The sequence below is a fragment of the Mesorhizobium sp. M0139 genome (assembly GCF_040322455.1).
Taxonomy (GTDB): Bacteria; Pseudomonadota; Alphaproteobacteria; order Rhizobiales; family Rhizobiaceae; genus Mesorhizobium.
Genome location: NZ_JAMYTN010000005.1, coordinates 84,681 through 105,660 on the forward strand (window position 1 = coordinate 84,681; position 20,980 = coordinate 105,660).

Below are 20,980 nucleotides of genomic sequence, written 5' to 3' on the forward strand. Positions count from 1 at the left end.
AGCGGAGGTTATTTTCCGAGCTTGCTCGCGCTCTGTGCGAGCGCCTCGATCTCATCCCACTTGCCGGCCTTGACCAACTCGTCCGGCGCCACCCACGAGCCGCCGACGCAGATAACGTTGGACAGGCTGAGATAGTCGGCGGCGTTCTTGGCCGAGATGCCGCCGGTCGGGCAGAATTTCACGTCGGCCAGCGGCGAGGCAAAGGCCTTCAGCGAGGCGATGCCGCCGGATTGTTCGGCCGGGAAGAATTTCAGGAACCGCAGGCCGGCCTCGCGGGCAGCCATGATCTCGCCGGGCGTGATGGCGCCGGGCAGCAAGGGAACGTCGCTGTCCTTGGCCGCCGCCAGCAACTCGCGCGTGATGCCGGGGCTGACGATGAACTTCGAGCCAGCCGCCGCTGCCTGGTCGAACTGCTTGGCATCGAGAATTGTGCCGGCGCCGACAATGGCGCCCTCGACCTCACCGGCCACGCGGCGGATCGCTTCCAGCGCATCGGCGGTTCTCAACGTGATCTCGATCGCCGGCAGGCCGCCGGCGGCCAGCGCCCGGGCGAGCGGGACGGCGTCCGCGACATTGGCGATCTTCAGCACCGGAATGACCGGCTGGCCATTGAGCAGCGACAGGAGCTTTTCGGTCTTGCTGGGCATTGGCTTTTCTCTCCCTGGGTGATTTCAACCGATTAGCAGAAGGCCGATTCCGAGTCCACGAAACCCGGCCTGCCGCGATGTCACATGTCGGCCAACGAGCCTGCGGGCGAATACCGACGAAGTGTCTTTAGCTCTGCCTTGAATCCGCTTTGACCACGGTCTAGTGGCTTGGCGATGACCAACCATGAACCCGTGCGCGTCGCCGCGCTCTACAAATTTGCGAGGCTGGGCGACTTCGACGCGCTGCGGGTCTTGCGCACGCCGCTTGCCGCCTTCTGCTGCGGGCGCGGCATCAAGGGCACGCTGCTTCTGGCGCAGGAGGGCATTAACGGCACGGTCGCCGGCAGCGAAGCCGACATAGCCGACCTGATCGCTTATCTCGAGGCCATCGAGGGTCTTGCCGATCTCGAGGTCAAATACAGCACTGCCGCCGAAATGCCGTTCCATCGCATGAAGGTGCGGCTGAAGCGCGAGATCGTCACCATGGGCGTCGAAGACCTCGACCCGGCGACGGGTGCGGGGACCTATGTCGCGCCGGCCGACTGGAACGCGCTGATCTCGGACCCCGGCACCATCGTCATCGACACACGCAACGCGTACGAAGTGTCGATCGGGACGTTCGAGGGCGCGGTGGACCCGCGCACGTCGAGCTTTCGCGAATTCCCGGCCTGGGTGGAAAAACACCGCGACCAACTCGACGGCCGCAAGGTTGCGATGTTCTGCACCGGCGGCATCCGCTGCGAAAAGGCGACGGCCTATGTGAAGTCGCTCGGCTTCGAGGATGTGTTCCATCTCAAGGGCGGCATCCTCAGATATCTTGAAGAGGTGCCGGCCGAAGACAGCCTGTGGCAGGGCGAGTGTTTCGTCTTCGACGAGCGGGTCTCGGTGTCGCATGGGTTGACCAAAGGCGAGGCCGAACTCTGCCGCGCCTGCCGGCATCCGCTGACGCCGGAGAACCGGCTGTCGCCGCATTTTTCCACCGGCGTGTCATGCCCGCATTGCTACGAGGCACGCTCGGATGAGGATCGCACCCGCTATGCCGAGCGCCAGCGCCAGGTCGAACTTGCGCAGGCGCAGGGCAGGGGACATATCGGCAGTTAAGTGCCGCCGACGCCCTGACTGGATCACCACACGACAGAATAGCGGTCGATCACCCACAGCCATGTGCCGTCGGCCTGCCGGCGCGCGACCTCTGAGGTTATCGAGCCGTCGGCAAGCCTGGTCGACGTCAACGCGAGGTCGCCGTTAATGGCCGCCGGGCGCTGCTCGCCGCGCTGGAATTTTCGCCAGCTCGCGGCAAAGGCTTCGAACAAAGCGCGGATCGCCTCATGGCCACGCGTCAATTCGGCTGCTCCGGTGTCGATGACGGCATCGGGTTCGAACAGCGCTACCATGCCCTCAATGTCTCCCGCCCATTGCCGATCAATTAGCAGGCGCTCCAGATCCTGGGGATCTCGTGCTTGGTCGCGGTCTGGCTGATCGGTCACGGCAAAACTCCTCCCTCGCCGACGTTGCGGCGACACTAACCGAAGCCGAGGCGGGTTTCGACACATCGAATTTGATTTGCGGCATTGCCGGCGCCGATAGCAAAGCGCCGGTCCGTCATTGTAATGTCAACAATCGGGACCTACGTCTGCAACGTCCAAAACCTGCCCGTCCACGTTCGCGCGGGCCCTTTTCTGGAGGCACCATGTTCGACCCCAAGAAGCTTCTCGACGATCTGCTCGGCTCGCAAGTTCCCGGCACAACCGGCACCGTTCGCGACAAGGCCGGGCAGGCTGTGCAGATGGCCAAGGACAATCCGCTGGCCGCCGGTGCGCTGGCCGCGGTGCTGCTTGGAACCGGCACGGGACGGCAGGTCACCGGCACGGCCGTGAAGCTCGGCGGACTGGCTGCGATCGGCGGTCTCGCCTACAAGGCCTACCAGAATTACAAGGCCGGCAATGCACCCGAGCAGGCGCCGGCGGCCGGCCAGCCGGAATTGCTGCCGCCGCCCGCCGACACCGGCTTTCATCCTTCACAGGCGCCACAGGGGGAGGACGAGTTCACGCTGACCCTGGTGCGGGCGATGATCTCGGCGGCCAAGGCCGATGGCCATGTCGATGACGCGGAACGCCAAAAGATCGCCGGCAAGCTCAGTCTGGCCGGCATCGGCACGGAAGCGGAAAAGTTTCTGATGGCCGAGCTGGACAGCCCGCTCGACCTCGATACGCTGGTCGCAGGCGCCAAGACCGATGAGCAGAGGCTCGAGCTCTACACGGCGTCCCGACTGACGATCGACCCCGATACGCGCGCCGAACGCGGCTATCTCGACCTGCTCGCCGGCCGGCTCGGCCTGCCGGATGCGCTCGTCGATCATGTCGAGGCGACGGTGTCGGCGGCCAAGGTGCCGGTTCCGTCAGGCACGGCGCCGAACCCGCGCTGGTAGACAACGCAGCCGCGGCGGGAAAAGCGTTAACTTCTCGTTTACCGAGGAAGCGCATGATTTTAGTTAGTCGGATCGGCTTTTCCTCCTCCCAAGCCCGGTTCAGATCAGGGGGCGGTCGCCAATGACCGCCCTTTTTGTCGGACCGATCACATAAAGCGCGTGGCGCTTCATGTTTTTGTCCGGATGCATGTCGTTCTCTCAGAACCGGGGCCACTTTTGAGCGACATGCATTAGTGTCCGGCTTGCCATGATCGCCCTCATTTGCGATGGGTCGGTGCATTCGGATGCACCCCGATCTGTGCCGGGGATGCGCGGCGCGCAGGAGCAAAATCCATGACAGCCCTCACAGAGAAAACCGCCATCGTCACCGGCGCCGGCACCGGCATCGGCAAGAGCGTCGCCACGGCGCTGCTCAAGGCGGGCTGGAACACGGTGTTTTGCGGCCGCCGCAAAGCGGTGCTCGACGCCGCCATTACCGAAGCCGGGAAAGCGGACGCCAAGGCGCTGGCAGTTGCCTGCGACATCAGCAAGGCCGGCGAAGTCGATGACCTGTTCGAGACGGTGGCCGCAGCCTTCGGCCGCGTCGACCTGCTCTTCAACAATGCCGGCATGAGCTACAAGTCGACGCCGATCGACGAGATCCCGGTCGAGGTCTGGAACGATATTGTCGGCGTCAATCTCACCGGATCGTTCCTATGCGCCCGCGCCGCCTTCGGCGTCATGCGCAAGCAAAAGCCAATGGGCGGCCGCATCATCAACAATGGCTCTGTGTCGGCCTATGCGCCACGGCCGGGCTCGGTGCCCTACACCGCGACCAAGCACGCCATATCGGGGCTGACCAAGACGCTGGCGCTCGACGGCCGGCCCTATGACATCGCCTGCGGCCAGATCGACATAGGCAACGCGCTGACCGATATGGCGCACGCAATGACGGTCGGCGTGCCGCAGGCCAATGGCACCATCGCCGCCGAAGCGGTGATGGACGTCCAGCGCGTCGCCGACGCCGTCGTCCACATGGCCAGCCTGCCGCTCGATGCCAATGTGCTGTTCATGACGGTGATGGCGACCAAGATGCCGTTCGTGGGGCGTGGGTGAAGAGCCGAAGGCCTACCTCTTCAAAAACGACTCGATCCGCTCCAGCGCGCGCAAGATGTTCTCTTCGGAATTGGCGTAGGAGAGCCTGATGTAGCCTTCGCCGAGAATGCCGAAATCGGGGCCGCCGATCAGCGCCACGCCGGCCTCCTCGAGCAGTGCCGAGGCGAGCTTCTTGGCCTTCCAGCCGGTCTTCGAAACATTCGGGAAGGCATAGAATGCGCCCTTGGGCGTGATGCAGGAGACGCCGGGCAGCGCGTTCAGCCCCTCGACCACGATCTTCCTGCGGTTGTCGAAGGCGCGCATCATCTTGTCGACATCGTCCTGCGGGCCGTCGATGGCGGCGATGCCGGCGAACTGGCTCGGCGCGTTGACGCAGGACCAGCAATTGACCGCCAGCTTGCGCACCTTGTCGTAGAGATGCGCGCCCTTGTCGCCATTCGGCCAGATCGACCAGCCCATGCGCCAGCCGGTCATCGCCCATGTCTTCGACCAGCCGTTGAGCACGATCAGCCGGTCGCGAATTTCCGGAAAATTGAGCAGCGAAAAATGCGTCTCGCCGTCATAGGTCATGACGTCGTAGATTTCGTCGGAGAGGATAGCGACCTGCGGATGCGCTTGCAGCCCCTCCACCAGCTTCTCGATCTCGGCGCGCGGCGTGACGCCGCCGGTCGGGTTGGCCGGTGAGTTGAGGATTAGCAGCCTCGTCTTCGAGGTGATCAGCCCCAGCGTCTCCTCGGCCGAGAAGGCAAAGCCGTTCTCTTCGCGGATCGGCACCGGAATGGGCGCGGCGCCGGTGAACTCGATCATCGAGCGATAGATGGGAAAGCCAGGGTCGGGATAGAGGATCTCGGCGCCGGGTTCGCCGAACATCAGGATCGCCGCGAACATGGTCGGCTTGCCGCCGGGCAGGATCATCACATTTTCCGGCGAGACCTCGACGCCGGTGGTGGCCAGCGTGCGCCGCACCACCGCTTCGCGCGTCGCCAGCAGGCCGTTGGCCGGGGTGTAGCCATGGTGACCGTCGCGCAGCGCCTTGATCGCTGCGTCGACAATGTGCTGCGGCGTTTTGAAGTCGGGCTGGCCGATGCCGAGATTGACGATATCGCGGCCCTGTTGAGCCAGTGCGGTCGCCCGCGCCAGCACGGCAAAGGCGTTTTCCTCGCCGAGGCGGTCGAAGGCCGAAATCGTGTGGAGCATTTTTCCCGTCCGTGTGGTTCTTGCTGTTAGGTCGCGTTTTTGTGAGCGTCTGCTCACAAAAGTCAAACGGATTGGAGTTTTGCGTGTCGGAAAATCTCAAAGATTGGCAAGCGCGTCCGCGGCCCGAGCGCAAGCCCATTGACGGGCGCTATGTCCGGCTCGAACCGCTGAGCGCCGAAAAGCATGGCGACGGCCTTTACGAGGCGTCGTCGGTGCCTGACATTGACGGCCGCTTTGCTTGGCTGCCCGACTACCCGCCGCAAACCCGCGCCGATTTCCAGCCATGGCTGGACAAGGTCGAGGCGAGCGAGGATCCGCTGTTCTTCACCGTCATCGACAAGGCCAGCGGCAAGGCCGCCGGGCGACAGACGCTGATGCGCATCGATCCCACCTATGGCGTCATCGAGATCGGCAACATCTATTGGGGGCCGCTGATCTCGCGCAAGCCGGCAGCGACCGAGGCGCAGTTCCTGTTCATGAAGTATATTTTCGACGGGCTCGGCTATCGCCGCTACGAGTGGAAATGCAACAACCGCAACGAGCCGTCAAAGCGCGCGGCGGAACGGTTCGGCTTCAAGTTCGAGGGCATTTTCCGCCAGCATCTTGTGGTCAAGGGTGAAAACCGCGATACGGCATGGTACTCGATCATCGACAAGGAATGGCCGGCGCTGCGCAAAGCCTATGAGGCATGGCTCGATCCTGCCAATTTCGATGGCGAAGGCCGGCAGAAGCGGCGGCTCGAGGATTTCCGCGCCGAGTTCGGCGCGTAACAGGAGTTTCTTCCGATGGCGCACAGCCATGATCATGGTTTGCATGCTGGGCATGGCGCCGGCCACGTGCATGGCTCGACCGACAAGAAGCGTGTGCTGATCGCAGCCTGCCTGACCGCCGGCTTCATGGTGGCCGAAGGGCTTGGCGGCCTTTTGACGGGATCGCTGGCGCTGCTGGCCGACGCCGGCCACATGCTCGCCGACTCGATTGCGCTTGGCCTTGCCTGGTACGCCTTCCATCTTGGCGGGCGGCCGGCGACGGTGCGCCTCACCTACGGCTTCGGCCGAGTCAAGACGCTGGTTGCCTACACCAACGGCATTGCCATCTTCGCCATTGCGCTGTGGATCGTCTACGAAGCCTGGGGCCGGCTGATGACGCCGGCGCCGGTGCTGGGCGGGCCGATGCTGGTGGTGGCGATCGCCGGCCTTCTGGTAAACTTCGCCTCGTTCTTCGTGCTGCATGGCGGCGACCACGACAGCCTCAACATGCGCGGCGCCATCCTGCATGTGCTGGGCGACCTGCTCGGCTCGGCGGCGGCGATCGTGGCGGCGCTGGTCATACTGGCCACCGGCTGGACGCCGATCGATCCGATCCTGTCGGTGCTGGTCTCCCTGCTGATCCTGTCCACCGCGTGGTCGCTGATGCGCGAAGCCGCCCACGTCCTTCTCGAAGGCGTACCGGCAAGCCTCGACCGCGACTTCATCGCCAAGGACATTGCCGGCACCGTCAAGGGCGTGCGCGAAGTGCATCACATGCATGTCTGGTCGCTCGACGGGTCCAGCAACATGGCGACGCTGCATGCCTGCCTCAACGATGGCGTCGATCCGCACCAGGCGGTCAGCGCCATCAAGAAGCGGCTCGCCGCCGAACACGGCATCAGCCACGCCACGGTTGAACCGGAATTCGGCCAGTGCGCCGACAGCCATGACGAGCACGATCATGACCACGACCATGGTGCGCCACCGCATCACGGCCATTATCACTGACAGGGAATTTCATGGCATTGACATCCGAGTTGACGAGTTCCCGCTGTGGCGGGACGGCATGATGGACCGCGACACGCGAAACGCGCTGATTGCCGCAGCCTGGATCATGCTGCTGTTCGGCATCGCGGCGTTCTATCTGCCGACCGTGATGCTGGCCATCGGCAATGTCTCGACCGTACTTGCCGGCATCGTCGGCATCGCCTTCGTGCTGGCATTCTTTCTGGTGTTCTGGTTGCGGGGTCGCAGCCAGAACAAGGGCAAATAAGAGGCTTTGAAATGCGCATCCTGATTACTGGCGCCGCCGGCATGGTCGGCCGCAAACTTGTCGACCGGCTGGCCAGGGACGGCACGCTCAACGGCCGCAAGATCACCGGGCTCGACCTGCACGATATCGTGCCGCCGCAGGCGCCGGCGATGGACGGCGTCAGCATCGCCACGCATACCGGCGACCTTGCCGACGCCGGTGCTGCCGAGAGCCTGGTCGCCTCACGCCCCGACGTCATGTTCCATCTCGCCGGCATCGTGTCGGGTGAGGCGGAAGCCAATTTCGATCTCGGCTACCGCGTCAATCTCGACGGCACACGGGCGCTGTTCGACGCCGTGCGGCTGGCGGGCTTTTCGCCGCGCCTCGTCTTTACCTCGTCGATCGCGGTGTTCGGCGCGCCGTTCCCGGATGTGATCCCGGACGATTTCCACCCGACGCCGCTGACCTCCTACGGCACGCAGAAGCAGATGAGCGAAGCGCTGCTGGCCGACTATTCCAGGCGCGGCTTCTTCGACGGCATCGGCATAAGGCTGCCGACCATCTGCGTGCGGCCCGGCAAGCCGAACAAGGCGGCGTCAGGTTTCTTCTCCGGCATCATCCGCGAGCCGCTGAGCGGCCACGAGGCGATCCTGCCGGTGCCGCGCTCGGTGCTGCACACCCATGCCAGCCCGCGCTCTGCGGTCGGATTCCTGATCCATGCCGCCGGGCTCGACGGTGCCGCTGTCGGGCCGCGCCGCAACCTCACCATGCCCGGCGTTGCCGTCACCGTCGGCGAGCAGATCGAGGCGCTGGAGCGCACTGCAGGCGCCGAGGTGGCGAGCCTGATCCGTGAGGAGCCCGACGAAACGATCTGGGCGATCGTCAAGGGTTGGCCGACGCGCTTCGAGGCGCGCCGTGCAAGGGACCTCGGCTTCAGCGCCGAAAACAGTTTCGATGAAATCATCCGCGCTCATATCGAGGATGAGCTGGGCGGAGATATCGCGGGTCAGGCCTGACCCGCCGAGGTCACACAGCTCCGGACAGGCTCGCCGACAACAGCAACAGCCCGAACAGGAAGACGAAGGCGGCGCCGCCGATTTCGACGACTGTGTGGATGCGGTTGCCCATGCGGCCGTCGCCGGCGAAATAGACCGCCCAGTTCTTGGCTGTCACCGCGATCGTCGCCAGCGCCGAGACTGTGATGGCGGTGCCGATCGACATCGCCAGCACCGAGAGCAGGCCGCCGAGCCACAGGCCGTTGAGCAGCGCGAAGCTGAGCACAATCAGCGCGCCGGAGCAGGGACGGATGCCGACGGCGGCTACTGCCGACCAGGCCGTGCGCCAGTCGAAGCGATCGCCCGACAGCAGCGCCGGATCGGGCGCATGCGAATGGCCGCATGTGTCGCAGACCTCGCCGGCTGGGTGATCGTGATGAGCGTGGTCGTGATGGGAATGATCGTGCGTGTCGTGGTCGTGCGCGGCGTGATCGTGATGATCATGCGAATGGTCGTGATGCACATGCAAGGCGTGCGAATGCGCATGCGCCGCGTGGCTGTGACCGGCATGCGAATGGCCGCTATGGGAATGACCGGCGTGGGCTGCCGACAAGCTGTAGGCGGGCGCCCTGCCGAACCAGCGCTGGACCGTGAGCCCAAGCTTGCGCCACAGCAGCCAGGCGCCGAACAAAGTGACGAAGACATAGCTCATGATCTCCATGAACCAGGCTGCGTCGGTCATCGAGATCGCGGTGCCGCGCAGGACGAAATAGGCAAGCAGCATCACCAGGATCGCGGTCAGGCCCTGCAGCAGCGCCGAGACGAAGGAGAGCAGGATACCGCGCCTGAGCGCCACTTCATTGGCCACCATGTAGGACGAGATCACCGCCTTGCCGTGGCCGGGGCCGGCGGCGTGGAAAATGCCGTAGGCGAAGGACAGGCCGATCAGCAGCCACATCTTGCTGCCGTCCTCGCGCATTGCTTTCATCGCCGTGGCCAGTGCGCGGTAGAATTCCTGCTGGCGCAGATTGATCCACATCAGGATGTGGGCGAACGGGCCGGTCGTGGGCGCCATGCCGTCATTGACACCGATGCCGAGTGAGCTCTGGGCATGGGCCTGCCCGAGAAAGTGCGTCATCAGCAGGGCAGCGGCCACGAGGCCGAATGCCAAACGCAGGGACGGTTTCATCACCGGATCTATCCTTCTGGCGGGCAATTCAGTTCGAGCTTGGTGGCGAAGATCTTGCTCATGTCGGTGCCTGTCGGGTCGTTGAAGAACGCGTCCGTCAGGGTCTTCTGGTTTTCCTTGATCGCCTCGTCTGGATCAGGCCGGATGACGCTCTTGGTGCAGTTCGAGGGCAGGCCTTCCACCGTGATGTTGCTATCCTCGGTGAAGTCGATCGCTGTGTAGAAGGTTGGATCGTAGACGCCGAAATCGATCTTGCCGGCGAGCTTGATCGGCACCTTGGGTTCGGATTCGAACAGGATGATCAACTGGTCGTTGTCGAAATTGGCCATCAGATGCGGTGGCGGCGTCATAGGCACGTCCTTGCCGTCGACGGTGACGAGCTGGAAATAGTTGAATTCGGCCAGCGAGGCATGAACTGTGTCGGCGACATCCTTCAGCTCCTTGTCGTCAAGCTTCAGGTCGGAGTTCTTGTCGAACTCCATCATCACCGTACTCGAAAACAGATCATCGAAACGCCAGAGGTGACGCAGCGCTTTCACACTTTGGTGATCCGGCGAGAGGATCACGTCGAGGCGGGCCTCGGCGAAGACATGAGGATGCGCGCCAGCCGCTCCGACGGAGGCAAAAGTCGTCGCCAGGGCCGAAGCCAGCATGATTGCGTGCCGTTTCAGATGCATTCTCGGTCGCTGTTCCATCGGCCTCGGAGAGATTTCGAGAGGTTACCAGAAACGGGGCGAAATTGGGACCGCGGCACGGCAGGACCGGCTCAAGCGCTCTCGCGGTTCTTGAACCATTGCACCAGGAAATCGACGAAGACACGGACCTTGGCCGGCAGATAGCGACGGTGCGGGTAGACGGCGAAAATGCCGCTGCCCGACTGGATGCGGTCGTCGAGCAACGACACCAGCAGCCCGGATGCGAGGTCGGGCGCGGCGATGAAATCCGGCAGGATGGTGAAGCCCAGACCGGACACGGCGGCGGCTCGCGCGGCCATCGGGCTGTTGACCTCGATCGGACCCGATACGTTGACACTGACTGACTCCTCGCCATCGCCCCGGAAGCGCCAGTTGGCGAGCGAGCGGCCATTGGTGTCGACGATGCAGGGCAAGTTGGCGAGATCCTGCGGGCGCGTCGGCTTGCCGTGCTTGGCGATCAGCTCCGGCGAGGCGCAAAGCTTGATCGAAAACGGCCCCAGGCGGCGGGCGATCAGCGATGAGTTCTCCAGGCGCGAGATGCGCACGGCAAGATCGAAACCTTCCTCGACCAGATCGACAAAACGGTCGTCGAGATGGATGTCGAGCACGATGTCGGGATGCTGTCTGGCGAAGTCGATGAGCGACTGGCCTATCGGCGCGTCGGCGAAGGTGCGCGCCGCGGAGAGCTTGATCCTGCCGCGCACGTCGCCGGAGGATTCGCGCACGGCGTCGGCTAGGCTGTCGACCTCGCGCACGATTTCCGAAGCGCGGCTGTAATAGGTATGGCCGGCCTCAGTCAACGAGAACTGCCGCGTGGTGCGGTTGAGCAGCAGCGCGCCGAGTTCGTCTTCGAGTTCGCGCACATATTTCGACAGCAGCGCCTTGGAGCGACCGATCTTGCGCGCGGCCGCCGAAAAGCCTTCGGCCTCGACGACGTCGATGAAGGCGCGCATGCGGGTCAGTGTATCCATCATCAAGCCTTTCGTACCGCATCGAGAATTCGCCGGCCGAGCCGTATCAGGGCAATGTCGCTGCCGGGAGGACCGAGCAGCGAGAGGCCGAAAGGGGCGCCGTCAACCGAGCCCAGCGGCAGGGTGATTTGCGGAAAGCCTGAAAGACCCGAAAGGCACAAAAGATGCAAGGCCCTTTCGCGGTAGGCCTGGAGCTGCTGCGGCTCGCTTTTGACCAGAGGTGCGGGGCCTGGAACGGTAGGCAGGACAAGAAACCCGTCCTGGCCGAGCAGCGCGGCTAGCTCGGAGCGGAACGTCAAGCGGCGCACCGCCTCGGCCCGCGCGGTCTTTTCGTAGATTGTCCGGCCGAAACCAAAGCGCTCCTCGACGCCCGGCCCGAGATCGCGCTCGCCCGAAATGATCCAGGCGCCATGCTGCTGCCAGGCCTCGGCGGCCTGGAGGCGGCGAAAGCACCAGTAGAGCTCGTCGGGGAAGGAGGCGAAGCTGTACTCTACCGGCGCCGGCTCACCGACAAGACCGGCGGCCAGCGCTCTCATCCTGGCATATTCGGCTGCCTCGGCGGGGCCGGCCACGAAAGCGTCCAGCCAGCGGATCGAAAGCGGCCGGGTGAGCGGATACGGATGCGGGTCGCGGCCGAGCAGCAATTTGCCGATCGTCTCATAGGTTTCGATGTCGTCGGCGAACCATCCGAACGTATCGAAGCTCGGCGCCAGCTTCATCGTGCCTTCGAGCGAGATGCGGCCATGCGTGGTGCGCAGCCCGATCAACCCGCAAAAGCTCGCCGGGGCGCGGATCGAGCCGCCGGTGTCGGAGCCGGTGGCGATATCGGCAAGCTTGCCGGCCACCGCCGCCGCCGAGCCGGAGGACGAGCCGCCGGTGACGCGATCGGGAGCGGCCGGGTTCACCGGAAACGGAAAATGCGCGTTCTGGCCCATCAGCGAGAAAGCGAACTCGTCGGTCTGCGTCTTGCCAATGAAACGCGCGCCTGCGTCGAGAATCATCTGCACGGCCGGTGCCGTGCTGGACGCGGCATGCGCCTCGTCGAACTTCACCGGATTGCCGCAACCGGTGCGGTAGCCGGCGACGTCGTAAATGTCCTTCACAGCCAGGCGCAGCCCGGCCAGTGGCCCCAGTTCCGCATTGGCCACCGGCATTCGACGCAGGTCGAGAAGGGCGTTGAGCGGGCCGTGCGTGCCTGGCATCGTTCGATATCCGTATACAGTAGGCCCAGCATTGTTCGATGCCGGAAATTTTACAACCTTGAGTACGATTTTTATTGATTGTGAAATCTTTCGATCTTATATCGCGCCTGCCCAAAGTCGCACGTGCCTGTGGGTGTCCGCCGATCCTCGAATGGTGAGGGAAATCGGTAAGGTAACTGGAGCTAACCCCTCCAGTCGGTCTAGCGGCCAACCGCCAGCCCGAGGACACCTTGAAGCAACGACGGTGCGGGCCTTTCTGGTGTTCTGCCGGTCGTCCAAAGACCGGGGTTACTGAAGAGGCACACCTTCATTGCCGGCAGTGCGGACGGGTCTCCCATCCAAGCCAAGGCAGACAAAGCGAACCGAGGCCGGGCAAGGCCAAGGTTCACCGCCGCGAGACGGCGTTTCATGGTTCCGGGGTCTCCACCGGCTGGTTCCATGGATTTCCGTCCCGCCTTTGTTTGACCGCGTGTTCGCGAGGCCGAAAGCCCGCGTCCCGCAGCCTTATTGCGCGCCGCAAGGCGTTAATGGAGAGACCCCGATGGCCACCCAGCGCATCCTCGACTTCCTCGCCACCCGACGTCCGTCCGGCCCCTGCCTCGTCGTCGACCTCGATGTCGTGCGCGACAATTTCCGTGCCTTCGAGAAGGCGCTGCCCGATTCCAGAATCTACTATGCGGTGAAAGCAAACCCTGCGCCGGAGATCCTGCGCCTGCTTGCTGCGATGGGCTCGTCCTTCGACACCGCTTCCGTTGCCGAGGTCGAGATGGCGATGGACGCCGGTGCGCCGGCGGACCGCATCTCCTTCGGCAACACCATCAAGAAGGAGCGTGACATTGCACGCGCCTACCAGCTCGGCATTCGGCTGTTTGCCGTCGACTGCGTCGAGGAGGTCGACAAGATCGCCCGCGTCGCTCCCGGCGCGCGCGTGTTCTGCCGCGTTTTGACCGACGGCGAAGGCGCCGAGTGGCCGCTGTCGCGCAAGTTCGGCTGCGTGCCGGCGATGGCCGTCGATGTGCTGCGCCACGCCAGGACGCTCGGCCTCGACGCCTATGGCGTGTCGTTCCATGTCGGCTCGCAGCAGACCGACCTGACGGCTTGGGACCGTGCGCTGGCCGACGCCAAGAAGGTGTTCGCCACGCTCGCCGACGAAGGCATCGTCCTGAAGATGGTCAATATGGGCGGCGGTTTCCCGACGCGCTATCTGCGTGATGTGCCGGCGGCCCAGGCCTATGGCCAGGCCATCTTCTCGGCGCTGCGCAAGCATTTCGGCAATGCGATCCCTGAGACCATCATCGAGCCGGGCCGCGGCATGGTCGGCAATGCCGGCGTCATCAAGTCGGAAGTCGTGCTGATCTCGAAGAAGGCCGAAAACGACAATGTGCGCTGGGTGTTCCTCGACATCGGCAAGTTCGGCGGTCTGGCCGAGACGATGGACGAGGCGATCCGCTATCCGATCGTCACCCGCCATGACGGTTCGGAGACCGCACCTTGCGTGCTCGCCGGCCCGACCTGCGATTCGGCCGACGTGATGTACGAGAAGACGCCGTATCCGCTGCCTCTGTCGCTGACCATCGGCGACGATGTGCTGATCGAAGGCACCGGCGCCTACACGACCACCTACTCGGCGGTCGCCTTCAACGGCTTCGAGCCTCTCCGATCCTACGTGATCTGACGGCTTCGGCCTTCAGATCACCCCAGGCGGACGTTTGCGTCCGCCCGGGTTCGCCTGTGGAACAAGCTCCGCTCGTGAAGGATCGCGGAAATGGACATTGTAAATTACATTGACGGTGCCGTGGGAATCTCCCCCCTTGAGGGGGAGATGGCAGGCAGGCCAGAGGGGGTCGTCTCGCGTGAAGCGCCGGCATCCCTCGTCCACGACGCGGTGTCGCGTCAGGTCGTGCCGACCCCCTCTGTCGCCTTCGGCGACATCTCCCCCTCGAGGGGGGAGATTGCCCGCGCCATTGTTGTCGTCGCCGAAACTGCGGCAGACATCGCATCGCGTGAAGCGTTGCTCGATCGCGCCATGGGCCCGATGCGGCGCAAGAAATCGTCGGAGAAGCTGCGGCGTGGCCGCCGGCCTTCCGAAGGCCTCGCCTTCGTGGCGCGTGATGCGGCGGGCGCGGTGATCGGCACTGTGCGGCTGTGGGATGTAAGGCTGGGCGAGGGTGGCCCGGCGGCGCTCCTGCTCGGACCGCTCGCCGTCGATCCGGCGCTGAAGAACGCCGGCATCGGCTCGGCGCTGATGCGCCATGCTTTGGCCGAGGCCGCGCGTCTCGGCCATGCCGCGGTGCTGCTGGTCGGCGATGCGCCTTACTATGGCCGCTTCGGCTTCTCGGCGGAGAAGACCGGCGCGCTCGCCATGCCTGGTCCGTACGAGCGGCACCGCCTGCTGGCGCTGGAACTGATCGATGGTGCGCTCGACGGCGCGCGTGGCACGCTGAGGGCTGCAGGTCGCAAGCTCAAGGCACAGAGGCTGTCGCTGGCCGCCTGATTGTCCAAAAACAAACGCCGCCGGTCCTTTGCATTTCAGCGAGGGCGGCGTTTGTTTTTGCGAAGGGCTCAGCCGATCAGTTGGCTGAGCGCCATGGCGGCCGACATATCGCCTTCGACCTTTATCTTGCCGGACATGAACGCCATGGTCGGGTTGAGGTCGCCGGCGATCAGCGAATCCAGATCGTCGAGCGACAGCTTTATGGTGCAGTCGGTCGTCGCGTCGGTGGTCGAGACGGTTGCGCCGTCGATGACGATGACGCCGTCACTGCCGGTATCGAACTTCACGGAATGTTCGAACCCGGCGCTCGCCACGCGCGACCTCATCTTCTCGGCAATGTCCTGAACGCTCATGACTGTTCTCCTGGTCTCGTTGCGTTTTGCCGCGCTTCAGTGACCGGCCTCCGCCGAAGTCGCTGTCTCGCGCGTGCCGCGATCCTGGTCGCTTGGCGCATATAGCTTCGAGTTGACGTAAACGTCAACGCGCGATGCGTCATCTCGTTTCAGTCGGAAGGAATGCGGCAGAGAACATTCACCCTGCGATGAAGGTTAGTGTTCAGCAGCGGGCTTCGCCGCCTCGGCCTGGGCCGATTCCGCCGGGGCCGGTTCGGTCCGCGTGGCCGGATCCTTGCGGCGGCGCATGGCGTTGTCGCGGATTTCATCCTTGGTCAGGAAGTTGACTTGGTCTATCAGCACTTCATGCACCAGGTCGGCGCCGACGCGGGCGTTGACGGTGTCGCGTATGGCCTTGCGGAAGGCATCGAGATCGATGGTTTCCTTCTTGGTGAAGTCGATCTGAGGATTGGAGTAGAGATAGGAATAGACCTGATCGGTCATCAGCGCTTCGGCCGGGATCGACATCTTCTTTATCTCGGCCGGCTCGACCGTGTAGACGAGCTTGGTGAGGAAATAGCCGTCGATCTTGGAATCGCGGATCAGCGGCACCGAGATGATGTCGGTCTTGACGTAGTCGAGGCCACCCAGCATCGGTTTCGGCGTCTCGCCGACGCCGCGCTCACCGGCCGCCTGGAACGAATAGAACACCGCGCCAAGCGTGGCGGCGCAGATCCAGATCGCGGCGGCGATGAATTTGATCACCGGTTGTTCCCGCCTGTTGCCGAGATCATCAGCTCGCCCAACCGAATTCGCCGGCCGAGTATGTGCCGTCGGCTTCGGCGCGCTGAATGGCGTTCTTCAACAGCGTGGCGACTTCGTTGACCGCGTTGAGGTGGGCGAGGATTGCAGCCTCGTTTTTCGCGAGCTTCTGGCGCAGCCGCGCCAGACTGTCGCGATGCTGTTCCAGGAATTCGATCTCGTTGGCGCCCTTCATGGCGCGGGTCAGCTCATAGAGGTAGCGGCTCTTGCGGGCGTTGGAGGCCTTGAGGTCATAGCTGGTGTCGTTCTTCAAACCGGCCGTCTCTTCCTCGACCGCTTCCTCGATGCGGCCGATGATGGCGGCAAGGTTGCCCGGCCGTGCAAACGGGATCGGCGCTTCGGACGTACGCGCCGGCAGGTTGGAAGAGTATTTTGAAAAATCGGCCATTGAAAATCCTGGTCTAGATCTTGATTTCGGTTTTGATGGTCGTCTCGTCGCCGGTCATCGACCGTGCGGCCTTGCGCTGCAATTCCTCGACCAGCGAGGTGGACAGCCGGGTCTGCTGGTCGATCTCGGTCTTGTGCGGCCCGGTTGACACCGGGCCGATCGGCACGGTGCGCTTGCCGTCCTTGTAGTGGTCGGCGAGCAGCGATTTGGCGATGCCGATCCCGCCGCGCTCGGCCATGACGTCGGCGACACGCTCGGCAAGCTGCGATTTCCACATGTCGCCGGCCAGCCCCTTGCCGTAGACGCCCTCGGTGTCCTTGGGCAGCATGTTTTGGATGAAGGTCTGCAAGACCATCGCCTCGAACTTCTTGAACTTGCTGGCGGGATCGGCATTTGCGGCGGCCGTGTCGGCGGTAGCGCGCGACAGGATCGAGCCGGCATCGACCGAAGCAGCCATGTCGACAGAAAAATTACCGCCAACGCCGTTGGCCCGCTTGGCCAGCGCGGCACGGGCAGCCTCGATATCCGCCGGGTCGACGGCTCGGGCAACATCGAGAACGATGTCACTGGGTGGAGAAATCGCCAAGAAAGTCCGCCTCTTTGCCGGGTTTCCTGAGCGACCATGCCGCAACAAGCTTGTGGCAGGCTTGCCGGTTTGAAATCCTTCGCCGGATGCTGGGCCATTGCTATCAGCAGCGGCAAGTCCGGCTGGGTCGATGCGATCTGGTCGTTTGCGGTGGGCGCTGCCGGCGTCGCCATGGTCAGATCGTAGGTGGCGTAGGCGCAGAGGCCGAACACGGCGCCGTACACCCAATACAGCCCGCCGCACGGAACGAAACCGAACGCCGTCCGCAAGTGACGCGGCTTTAACTTTCGATTATTCCTGCCCGCGCTTCTGCGCGATCAGATCGAGCCGGTCGCGGTCGGAGCGTTCGCGTTCGTCCTGTCGGCGCACGTCCTTGTAGGCGCGCTCGACCATGTTGGTGCGCGCCGTCGCAGTGGCGATGAGCGTGACCTCCTGCCTGGCGCTTTCCAAGCTCGCTTCCTGCCGGACCAGCGCATTGGCGATGCGGCGATGGTAGAGGTCAGGGAACAGCACCGCCAGCGACTGATCGGCGTCGAAATGCTGGACAAGTTCCCTGGCTTCGGTCTCGGCGGTTGCGGCCGCCGCCAGGAAGGCCGCATGGCGCGTCTCGTGCAGGGCCTTCAGCTGCTCCTGCACCTTGACCAGTTTCTTCAGCCGTTCCTTGCGCGTGCTCATCTCACCTCGCCAGCGTCAGATCGACAAAGCCGTCGACGAACAGCGACAGCATGGTGCCGATGGCGAAGTAGAAGATGATCATGCCGCCGGCGATGACGAAAGGCAGCGAGATGAAGTAGACCGGAATCTGCGGCGTCAGCTTGTTGACGAAGCCGATGGTCAAATTGACGAGGATGGCATAGGCGATGAACGGGCTGCCGAGCCGGATGACCAGGAAAAAGGCGTCCGACACCGTGTCGGTGAGATCGACCAGTGCGGCCTGCGGGTTGAAGAAGACGTTGACCGGCGCCACCGTGTAGGAGGCGACCAGAGCGCGGATGATCTCGTGGTCGAAATCGAAGACGAAGAGCAGCAGCAACGCTGAAAACGAGATGATGGCGGCGAGGGCCGCCTGCGGCTCCGGCTCCTCGATGGCGGGGCCGCCGGTGCCACCATAGCCGATCAGCATGGCGATGGCCGAACCCATGAAGCGCAGCGCCTCCATGTAAAGCCTGGTCATCGCGCCGATCAGCCCGCCGACCAAAAGTTCGGAGATGATCATCGGCGCCAGCACCTGCGGACGCGCATCGACGAAGGGAAAGATCTTGTCCCACAGGAAGGCGAGCAGGCCACCGGTTGCGGCGATCGACGCGAACAGCCGAACCTGGATCGGCACGCGGGCGCTGGACAGGCCCGGCATCAGCATGAAGCAGGCGCCGATGCGACAGAAGGCGAGGAAGGCGGCGATGACGACGCCTTGCGACAGTATGTTCACGAGATCGTCCCGAGCACCTTGATCTCGACGCCCTTGGCGATTTCGACATGGGAGAGAACGGGAAGCGTCGTGAACAGGCGCTCGATGATCATGCGCACATAAGGCCGCGCATCGGGCGCGGTGACGAGGACAAAACGCTCGCCGGCCTCGAGATGCTTGCGGATCGCCTTGGTCGCGTCCTGGCCGAATTCCTCCAGCTGGCGCGGGTCGATGTCGAATTCGCGCACCTCGCCCTTGGCGTCGCGCTTGAGGCTCTGGTGGAAGGCGAGGTCCCAGCGGTTGCCGAGGCGCAGCACCTTGAGCATGCCGCCCTCGGAGAGATCGCCGCAGATCTGTTGGGCCATGCGGATGCGGACATGCTCGACGATCTGCTCGGTGCGGCGCACATGCGGCGCGATCTCGGCGATGGCCTCGATGATCAAATGCAGGTTGCGGATCGATACGCGTTCGGCCAGCAGCAATTTCAGCACCGCCTGCAGGCCGGGATAGGAGATGTGCGAGGTGCAGATCTCGTCGGCGAGCTTGCGGTATTCCGGATCCTGGCGCTCGAGCAGCGCCTTCATGTCCTTGTAGGACAGAAGCTGCGGCAGGTTGTTGCGGATCACCTCGGACAAATGGGTGAGCAGCACCGACATGTTGTCGGCAAAGGTGTAGTTCTCGCGCTTCAGATCCTCGTCGAAGGTTTCGAGCACCGAGAAGGCGCGCATGCCGAAGGCCGGCTCGCGGATTTCCTCGCCGGGAACGTCGGGCAAATCCCGGTTGCCGAGCAGCACCATGATCTCGCCGACGCGCATCTGGTATTCGGCGACGACGGTGCCGTGGACCTTGATCTGGTAGCTTTTCGGCGGGATGCCGAAACCGTCGGCGACGCGCACTTCCGGCACGACGAAGCCATATTGCGTGGCAAATTTCTTGCGCATCTTGGCCATGCGGAACACCAGTTCCTGATGCGACACCAGCAGCCGCGTCGACAGCTGTTTGCCGATCAGAAGCTCGATCTCGGCGGTGGTCAGCGAAGCCTTGACCGAGTTCTTCTCTTCCTCGACCTTGTTCGCCTTCTCCAGATCCTTGATCGCTTCGGCGGCGGCAGCCTCGCGGTTGGCGCGCATCGGGATGACGTAGCCAAGGCCGGCCATGCCGGCGGCTAGCGTGAAGAACGGGAAGAACGGCAGGCCGGGCATCAGGCCGAGCAGGACGAGCAGCGAGGCCGCGACATAGAGCGCGCGCGGATGCGCACCGAGCTGGCCGAACACCGCCTGGTTGGTCGAGCCGCGCGTGCCGCCCTTGGACACAAGCAGGCCGGCGGCGAGCGAAACGATAAGCGCCGGGATCTGGGTGACGAGGCCGTCGCCGACCGACAGTTTGATGAAGACATCGGCGGCTTCGCCCATGCCCATGCCGTGCCTGATGTAACCGATGGCGATGCCGCCGACGATGTTGATGGCGGTGATGATGAGGCCGGCAATGGCGTCGCCGCGGACGAATTTCGAGGCGCCGTCCATCGAGCCGAAGAAGGAGGATTCCTCTTCCAGCTCGCGGCGGCGCAGTTGCGCTGTCTTGTCGTCGATCATGCCGGCGGACAGGTCGGCGTCGATCGACATCTGCTTGCCGGGGATGGCGTCGAGGGTGAAGCGGGCGCCGACTTCGGCAATACGGGTGGCGCCTTTGGTGATGACGATGAAGTTGACCACAATCAGGATCATGAAGACGATCAGGCCGATGACGAAATCGCTGGCCATCACAAGTTTGGAGAAGCCGGCGATGACATAGCCGGCGGCGTGCGTGCCCTCATTGCCGTGCGACAGGATCATGCGCGTGGTGGCGATGTTGAGCGATAGCCGTAGCATGGTGGCGATCAGCAGCACGGTCGGGAAGGACGAGAAATCGAGCGGCCGCTGGATCCACAGCGCCACCATCAGGATCAGCACCGACAGTGCGATCGAGAAGGCGAGGCCGATGTCGATGAGGAAGGCCGGGATCGGGAGGAACAGCACGGCCAGGATGATGACGATGCCGATGGCGAAGAAGACATCGCGGCCGTTCTTGGCCACTGTTCCTGTCGCTAAGCTTTCGCTGACGGCCATATCGTCCCCAATCACAAGCCTGCCGAGCACGCGACAGCCCTTCGAGCCTAACCGGTCAAGCTTGCGCGAGGGTGGGAGGACTGGTTACTTGCCAGGACGACAGAGGCCTTGAGGAGAGAGATCATGCTGGTGATCATCGGCACCATTCGCCTGCCTGCGCAACGGCTCGACGAGGCAAGGCCGGCCATGCGGCGCATGATACTGGGCAGCCGTGCGGAGCCCGGCTGCATCGAATACTCCTACGCGCAGGACGTGCTCGACGTCGGGCTCATCCATGTAACCGAGGTGTGGAGCGACAGGGCCGCGCTCGACGCGCATTTCCGCTCGCCTCACATCGCCGATTGGCGGGCGAGCTGGGCATCGCTCGGCATAGGCGAGCGCAACCTCATGCTCTACGAGGCCGGCGAGCCGAAGCCGATCTGAGG

Annotated in this window: 24 protein-coding genes; 10 read left to right on the forward strand and 14 right to left on the reverse strand. The window is 63.9% G+C overall.

All coding sequences use genetic code 11. The features are described 5' to 3' along the window. Window positions 1-8: 8 nt before the first annotated feature. Window positions 9-647 (reverse strand): 2-dehydro-3-deoxy-phosphogluconate aldolase, encoded by a 639-nt coding sequence (locus NKJ58_RS09805; RefSeq protein WP_023671938.1) that lies wholly within the window; start codon window positions 645-647, stop codon window positions 9-11. Between the two features lie 174 nt (window positions 648-821). Between NKJ58_RS09805 and trhO the strand changes: the two genes are divergently transcribed. Beyond that, a complete protein-coding gene (gene trhO / locus NKJ58_RS09810) occupies window positions 822-1,748 on the forward strand; it encodes an oxygen-dependent tRNA uridine(34) hydroxylase TrhO (RefSeq protein ID WP_023671937.1) in 927 nt (308 codons plus the stop codon). 23 nt (window positions 1,749-1,771) lie between these two features. Here the strand turns inward: trhO and NKJ58_RS09815 are convergent, their stop codons facing one another. Next, entirely contained in the window at window positions 1,772-2,134 is a 363-nt protein-coding gene (locus NKJ58_RS09815; RefSeq protein WP_023671936.1) for a YybH family protein, read from the reverse strand. Window positions 2,135-2,337: 203 nt separating this feature from the next. Here NKJ58_RS09815 and NKJ58_RS09820 point away from each other — a divergent pair, with 203 nt between their 5' ends. Beyond that, window positions 2,338-3,075, forward strand: coding sequence for a tellurite resistance TerB family protein (locus NKJ58_RS09820; RefSeq protein ID WP_023671935.1), 738 nt, complete (start codon window positions 2,338-2,340; stop codon window positions 3,073-3,075). A gap of 333 nt (window positions 3,076-3,408) precedes the next feature. Further along, on the forward strand, window positions 3,409-4,170 hold the full coding sequence (locus NKJ58_RS09825) for an SDR family oxidoreductase (RefSeq protein ID WP_023671933.1): 762 nt from the start codon (window positions 3,409-3,411) through the stop codon (window positions 4,168-4,170). 12 nt (window positions 4,171-4,182) lie between these two features. Here the strand turns inward: NKJ58_RS09825 and NKJ58_RS09830 are convergent, their stop codons facing one another. After that, window positions 4,183-5,367 carry a pyridoxal phosphate-dependent aminotransferase gene (locus tag NKJ58_RS09830; RefSeq protein ID WP_023671932.1) on the reverse strand — a complete coding sequence of 395 codons (1,185 nt, stop codon included), beginning with the start codon at window positions 5,365-5,367 and terminating at the stop codon, window positions 4,183-4,185. Window positions 5,368-5,450: 83 nt separating this feature from the next. On the opposite strand from NKJ58_RS09830, the gene NKJ58_RS09835 reads away from it, so the two are divergent. Genes NKJ58_RS09835 through denD form a run of 4 tightly spaced genes read left to right on the forward strand, consistent with a single transcriptional unit; the run spans window position 5,451 to window position 8,384 of the window. Then, window positions 5,451-6,137: a GNAT family N-acetyltransferase gene (locus NKJ58_RS09835; protein ID WP_023671931.1), complete on the forward strand. Its 687-nt coding sequence runs from the start codon at window positions 5,451-5,453 to the stop codon at window positions 6,135-6,137. 15 nt (window positions 6,138-6,152) lie between these two features. Continuing rightward, window positions 6,153-7,124, forward strand: a complete 972-nt coding sequence (locus NKJ58_RS09840; protein WP_352853046.1) for a cation diffusion facilitator family transporter — start codon at window positions 6,153-6,155, stop codon at window positions 7,122-7,124. Between the two features lie 58 nt (window positions 7,125-7,182). Further along, window positions 7,183-7,389, forward strand: coding sequence for a hypothetical protein (locus NKJ58_RS09845; RefSeq protein WP_352499163.1), 207 nt, complete (start codon window positions 7,183-7,185; stop codon window positions 7,387-7,389). Window positions 7,390-7,400: 11 nt separating this feature from the next. Then, on the forward strand, window positions 7,401-8,384 hold the full coding sequence (gene denD, locus NKJ58_RS09850; protein WP_352499076.1) for a D-erythronate dehydrogenase: 984 nt from the start codon (window positions 7,401-7,403) through the stop codon (window positions 8,382-8,384). A 10-nt stretch (window positions 8,385-8,394) separates the two neighbouring features. Here denD and NKJ58_RS09855 read toward each other — a convergent pair whose 3' ends face one another. From NKJ58_RS09855 to NKJ58_RS09870, 4 genes are all read right to left on the reverse strand, one after another. Beyond that, complete coding sequence (locus NKJ58_RS09855; protein ID WP_502902290.1) at window positions 8,395-9,552, reverse strand: nickel/cobalt transporter; 1,158 nt, start codon at window positions 9,550-9,552, stop codon at window positions 8,395-8,397. 8 nt (window positions 9,553-9,560) lie between these two features. After that, window positions 9,561-10,229 carry a DUF1007 family protein gene (locus NKJ58_RS09860; RefSeq protein ID WP_023671926.1) on the reverse strand — a complete coding sequence of 223 codons (669 nt, stop codon included), beginning with the start codon at window positions 10,227-10,229 and terminating at the stop codon, window positions 9,561-9,563. Between the two features lie 89 nt (window positions 10,230-10,318). After that, a complete protein-coding gene (locus tag NKJ58_RS09865) occupies window positions 10,319-11,218 on the reverse strand; it encodes a LysR family transcriptional regulator (protein ID WP_023703999.1) in 900 nt (299 codons plus the stop codon). A gap of 2 nt (window positions 11,219-11,220) precedes the next feature. Further along, complete coding sequence (locus NKJ58_RS09870; RefSeq protein WP_352853047.1) at window positions 11,221-12,420, reverse strand: amidase; 1,200 nt, start codon at window positions 12,418-12,420, stop codon at window positions 11,221-11,223. A gap of 541 nt (window positions 12,421-12,961) precedes the next feature. On the opposite strand from NKJ58_RS09870, the gene odc2 reads away from it, so the two are divergent. Continuing rightward, a complete protein-coding gene (odc2, locus tag NKJ58_RS09875; protein ID WP_023671923.1) occupies window positions 12,962-14,095 on the forward strand; it encodes an ornithine/lysine decarboxylase in 1,134 nt (377 codons plus the stop codon). Window positions 14,096-14,242: 147 nt separating this feature from the next. After that, window positions 14,243-14,914: a GNAT family N-acetyltransferase gene (locus NKJ58_RS09880; protein WP_023751320.1), complete on the forward strand. Its 672-nt coding sequence runs from the start codon at window positions 14,243-14,245 to the stop codon at window positions 14,912-14,914. Window positions 14,915-14,982: 68 nt separating this feature from the next. Here the strand turns inward: NKJ58_RS09880 and NKJ58_RS09885 are convergent, their stop codons facing one another. The 7 genes from NKJ58_RS09885 to flhA form a co-directional block, all read right to left on the reverse strand. Continuing rightward, on the reverse strand, window positions 14,983-15,267 hold the full coding sequence (locus NKJ58_RS09885; protein WP_023751319.1) for an SCP2 sterol-binding domain-containing protein: 285 nt from the start codon (window positions 15,265-15,267) through the stop codon (window positions 14,983-14,985). A 195-nt stretch (window positions 15,268-15,462) separates the two neighbouring features. Then, complete coding sequence (locus NKJ58_RS09890; RefSeq protein ID WP_023671920.1) at window positions 15,463-16,011, reverse strand: hypothetical protein; 549 nt, start codon at window positions 16,009-16,011, stop codon at window positions 15,463-15,465. Between the two features lie 28 nt (window positions 16,012-16,039). Further along, entirely contained in the window at window positions 16,040-16,456 is a 417-nt protein-coding gene (locus NKJ58_RS09895; RefSeq protein ID WP_023671919.1) for a hypothetical protein, read from the reverse strand. A gap of 13 nt (window positions 16,457-16,469) precedes the next feature. Further along, window positions 16,470-17,042, reverse strand: coding sequence for a rod-binding protein (locus NKJ58_RS09900; RefSeq protein ID WP_023703994.1), 573 nt, complete (start codon window positions 17,040-17,042; stop codon window positions 16,470-16,472). A 291-nt stretch (window positions 17,043-17,333) separates the two neighbouring features. After that, a complete protein-coding gene (locus tag NKJ58_RS09905; RefSeq protein WP_023740974.1) occupies window positions 17,334-17,717 on the reverse strand; it encodes a hypothetical protein in 384 nt (127 codons plus the stop codon). 1 nt (window position 17,718) lies between these two features. Then, window positions 17,719-18,471: a flagellar biosynthetic protein FliR gene (fliR, locus tag NKJ58_RS09910; protein WP_023686374.1), complete on the reverse strand. Its 753-nt coding sequence runs from the start codon at window positions 18,469-18,471 to the stop codon at window positions 17,719-17,721. Beyond that, window positions 18,468-20,555, reverse strand: coding sequence for a flagellar biosynthesis protein FlhA (gene flhA, locus NKJ58_RS09915; protein WP_352853048.1), 2,088 nt, complete (start codon window positions 20,553-20,555; stop codon window positions 18,468-18,470). Before flhA ends, fliR begins: the two co-directional genes overlap by 4 nt. A gap of 123 nt (window positions 20,556-20,678) precedes the next feature. On the opposite strand from flhA, the gene NKJ58_RS09920 reads away from it, so the two are divergent. Beyond that, window positions 20,679-20,978 (forward strand): putative quinol monooxygenase, encoded by a 300-nt coding sequence (locus NKJ58_RS09920; RefSeq protein ID WP_023683279.1) that lies wholly within the window; start codon window positions 20,679-20,681, stop codon window positions 20,976-20,978. The last annotated feature ends 2 nt before the right edge of the window (window positions 20,979-20,980 follow it).

What these genes read in the sequence shown, in the direction of transcription:
- NKJ58_RS09805 (WP_023671938.1), bottom strand. Translation starts at nt 647, where the DNA reads ATGCCCAGCAAGACCGAAAAGCTCCTGTCGCTGCTCAATGGCCAGCCG.
- trhO (WP_023671937.1), top strand. Translation starts at nt 822, where the DNA reads ATGACCAACCATGAACCCGTGCGCGTCGCCGCGCTCTACAAATTTGCG.
- NKJ58_RS09820 (WP_023671935.1), top strand. Translation starts at nt 2,338, where the DNA reads ATGTTCGACCCCAAGAAGCTTCTCGACGATCTGCTCGGCTCGCAAGTT.
- NKJ58_RS09825 (WP_023671933.1), top strand. Translation starts at nt 3,409, where the DNA reads ATGACAGCCCTCACAGAGAAAACCGCCATCGTCACCGGCGCCGGCACC.
- NKJ58_RS09830 (WP_023671932.1), bottom strand. Translation starts at nt 5,367, where the DNA reads ATGCTCCACACGATTTCGGCCTTCGACCGCCTCGGCGAGGAAAACGCC.
- NKJ58_RS09840 (WP_352853046.1), top strand. Translation starts at nt 6,153, where the DNA reads ATGGCGCACAGCCATGATCATGGTTTGCATGCTGGGCATGGCGCCGGC.
- NKJ58_RS09845 (WP_352499163.1), top strand. Translation starts at nt 7,183, where the DNA reads ATGATGGACCGCGACACGCGAAACGCGCTGATTGCCGCAGCCTGGATC.
- denD (WP_352499076.1), top strand. Translation starts at nt 7,401, where the DNA reads ATGCGCATCCTGATTACTGGCGCCGCCGGCATGGTCGGCCGCAAACTT.
- NKJ58_RS09855 (WP_502902290.1), bottom strand. Translation starts at nt 9,552, where the DNA reads ATGAAACCGTCCCTGCGTTTGGCATTCGGCCTCGTGGCCGCTGCCCTG.
- NKJ58_RS09860 (WP_023671926.1), bottom strand. Translation starts at nt 10,229, where the DNA reads ATGCATCTGAAACGGCACGCAATCATGCTGGCTTCGGCCCTGGCGACG.
- NKJ58_RS09865 (WP_023703999.1), bottom strand. Translation starts at nt 11,218, where the DNA reads ATGGATACACTGACCCGCATGCGCGCCTTCATCGACGTCGTCGAGGCC.
- NKJ58_RS09870 (WP_352853047.1), bottom strand. Translation starts at nt 12,420, where the DNA reads ATGCCAGGCACGCACGGCCCGCTCAACGCCCTTCTCGACCTGCGTCGA.
- odc2 (WP_023671923.1), top strand. Translation starts at nt 12,962, where the DNA reads ATGGCCACCCAGCGCATCCTCGACTTCCTCGCCACCCGACGTCCGTCC.
- NKJ58_RS09880 (WP_023751320.1), top strand. Translation starts at nt 14,243, where the DNA reads ATGGCAGGCAGGCCAGAGGGGGTCGTCTCGCGTGAAGCGCCGGCATCC.
- NKJ58_RS09885 (WP_023751319.1), bottom strand. Translation starts at nt 15,267, where the DNA reads ATGAGCGTTCAGGACATTGCCGAGAAGATGAGGTCGCGCGTGGCGAGC.
- NKJ58_RS09895 (WP_023671919.1), bottom strand. Translation starts at nt 16,456, where the DNA reads ATGGCCGATTTTTCAAAATACTCTTCCAACCTGCCGGCGCGTACGTCC.
- NKJ58_RS09905 (WP_023740974.1), bottom strand. Translation starts at nt 17,717, where the DNA reads ATGAGCACGCGCAAGGAACGGCTGAAGAAACTGGTCAAGGTGCAGGAG.
- flhA (WP_352853048.1), bottom strand. Translation starts at nt 20,555, where the DNA reads ATGGCCGTCAGCGAAAGCTTAGCGACAGGAACAGTGGCCAAGAACGGC.
- NKJ58_RS09920 (WP_023683279.1), top strand. Translation starts at nt 20,679, where the DNA reads ATGCTGGTGATCATCGGCACCATTCGCCTGCCTGCGCAACGGCTCGAC.